The organism is Holdemanella sp. (genome assembly GCF_056804935.1).
Genome location: NZ_DBMEXE010000233.1, coordinates 1 through 2,121 on the forward strand (window position 1 = coordinate 1; position 2,121 = coordinate 2,121).

The following is a 2,121-nucleotide window of genomic DNA, read 5'->3' on the forward strand; positions in this document are numbered from 1 at the left end:
AATGTAAGCGCAAAAGCTTTACTTCCAAAACCTAAAACAGAAGAAGAAAAAACAGAAGCGTAAAAGTTAGGAACTCGTTAAAAACGAGTTCTTTTTTCTTGACTATGTGGTAAAATAGTTGGGTAGAGGTGAAAATTATGGATTTTAATACAGAAGTACTTAAATATAAAGACGATTTCTTAAAAGACTTAAACACACTTGTATCGTATGAAAGTGTTCGTGATGAATCAACGAAAGCTGAAAATGTTCCTTTTGGAAAAAACTGTCGTGACGTATTGGATGCCATGTTAGATATGGCTAAGCGCGATGGCTTTGAAACCAAAGACATTGATGGATATGCAGGCGTTGTTGAATATGGTCAAGGAGAAGAAACATTTGGTGTTTTAGGACACTTGGACATTGTGCCACTAGGAGAGGGATGGACAAAAGATCCTTTAAAAGTAACGTTAGAAAATGGCTACATCTTTGGACGTGGTGTTATGGATGATAAAGGTCCTGCATTAGCTGGATACTATGCATTAAAGATGATTCGTGACTTAAACATTCCTTTGAAAAAAAGAGTCATGCTGATTACAGGATGCGATGAAGAATCTGGTATGGAATGTATGAACTACTATGTGGATCATGCCGAAGTTCCTCAAATGGGATTTGTACCAGATGCCAATTTCCCAGTTATTTATGGTGAAAAAGGTGGCTTACATGTTGGCTTAGTAAGTAGTGATGCAACTGTCATCAAGAAACTTCATGCGGGAAGCCGTCCAAATATTGTGATTGGTAAAGCCGATGTCACAGTGGATGTCATGAGTTATCAACAAGAAGATTTATTTAAATTCTATTGTGCTACGCAAGGCGTTAAGGGTTCCATCAAAAGAAGTGAAGATGGCGTAACTTTACATATTGATGGTGCATTTGCGCATGCAGCTATGCCATATAACGGTGTAAATGCCGCTGTCTTATTGTTGAACTTTATTGGTGAAGCCTATGATGATCAACTTTCAAAAGATTTATATTTCTTACTAAAAGACTGGATGGGTAAACCGGTAGGTATTGAAAAAGATGGTTTATATATGTCTTTCTTGACAATGAATACAGGTATTGTCAATATGGAAAACAATGAAACAGATATCTTAATTGATATTCGTTATCCAAATGATACGAATGCCGATGAAATCATGGCAAAATTTGATGCAGCTTGTGCAAACTTGACTTCAAATATCAAAGCAGAAAATCGTGGAGATTCAAAACCATTATTCGTAGACCCAGATTCTCGTTTAGTGAAAGATTTAATGAGTGTCTACCAAAAATACACAGGCGATACTTTCTCTTGTCCAATCACAATTGGTGGTGGAACGTATGCTCGTAAATTTGAAAACTTTGTATCGTATGGACCAGAACTTCCAAATGAAGTGATTGAAACCGATGCGTTTGTAGGAGGATGTCACCAACGTGATGAAGGTATTAAATTAGATAACTTGTTGCAGGCTATCTGTATTTATGCCGATGCGATCGTGACATTGTGCAGCTAATATGAGAATGCGTAAAGTAAAGTGGGCAACAGACTATTTGCCTACTGCGAGTTGTTTAGTAAAAGAACCATCCAAACAAGCAGGAAACTGGAAAAAGTTATTGGATACAGATACTTTACATATCGAAATTGGGTGTGGTAAAGGAAACTATTCTTTAGATATGGCTAAGATGTATCCAGACACTGGATTTATTGCGATTGAAAAGAATGAGAGTGCTGCAGGTATTGCCGCTAAAAAATACGATGAGGATACAGAAAAGAAACGTTTGAAACTGATTCAAGATGATGCGAGTTCCATTGGAGAATGGTTTGGTCCGCGTGAAGTGGATGTGATTCACTTGAATTTCTCGGATCCATGGCCTAAAAAGCGCTATGCGAAAAGACGTTTATCCAGCACTACTTTTTTAGATCAATACAAGCGTATTTTATCTTTCAATGGTGAAATCCAAATGAAGACCGATAACAGTGCTTTATTTGAATATAGCTTGATTGAATTTCAAAATGCCGGTTTTAAGATGGTTGAAATCAGTGTAGATTATCGTCGTGAAAAACATGATGAAGATGCGATTACAGAATATGAACAAAAATTCATTTCT

At 36.7% G+C, this 2,121-nt stretch carries 2 protein-coding genes; both read left to right on the plus strand.

What is annotated here, in order from left to right; translation table 11 throughout:
* The first annotated feature begins 137 nt into the window (after nt 1–137).
* Complete coding sequence (gene pepV, locus ACZQCL_RS08705; protein WP_482482838.1) at nt 138–1,526, plus strand: dipeptidase PepV; 1,389 nt, start codon at nt 138–140, stop codon at nt 1,524–1,526.
* Nucleotides 1,527–1,533: 7 nt separating this feature from the next.
* Nucleotides 1,534–2,121, plus strand: a 588-nt coding sequence (trmB, locus tag ACZQCL_RS08710; RefSeq protein WP_482482840.1) for a tRNA (guanosine(46)-N7)-methyltransferase TrmB, incomplete at its 3' end; no start/stop codon positions are given.

Excerpts from the sequence above, each read along its gene's own strand:
- pepV (WP_482482838.1), top strand. The coding sequence starts at position 138 with ATGGATTTTAATACAGAAGTACTTAAATATAAAGACGATTTCTTAAAA.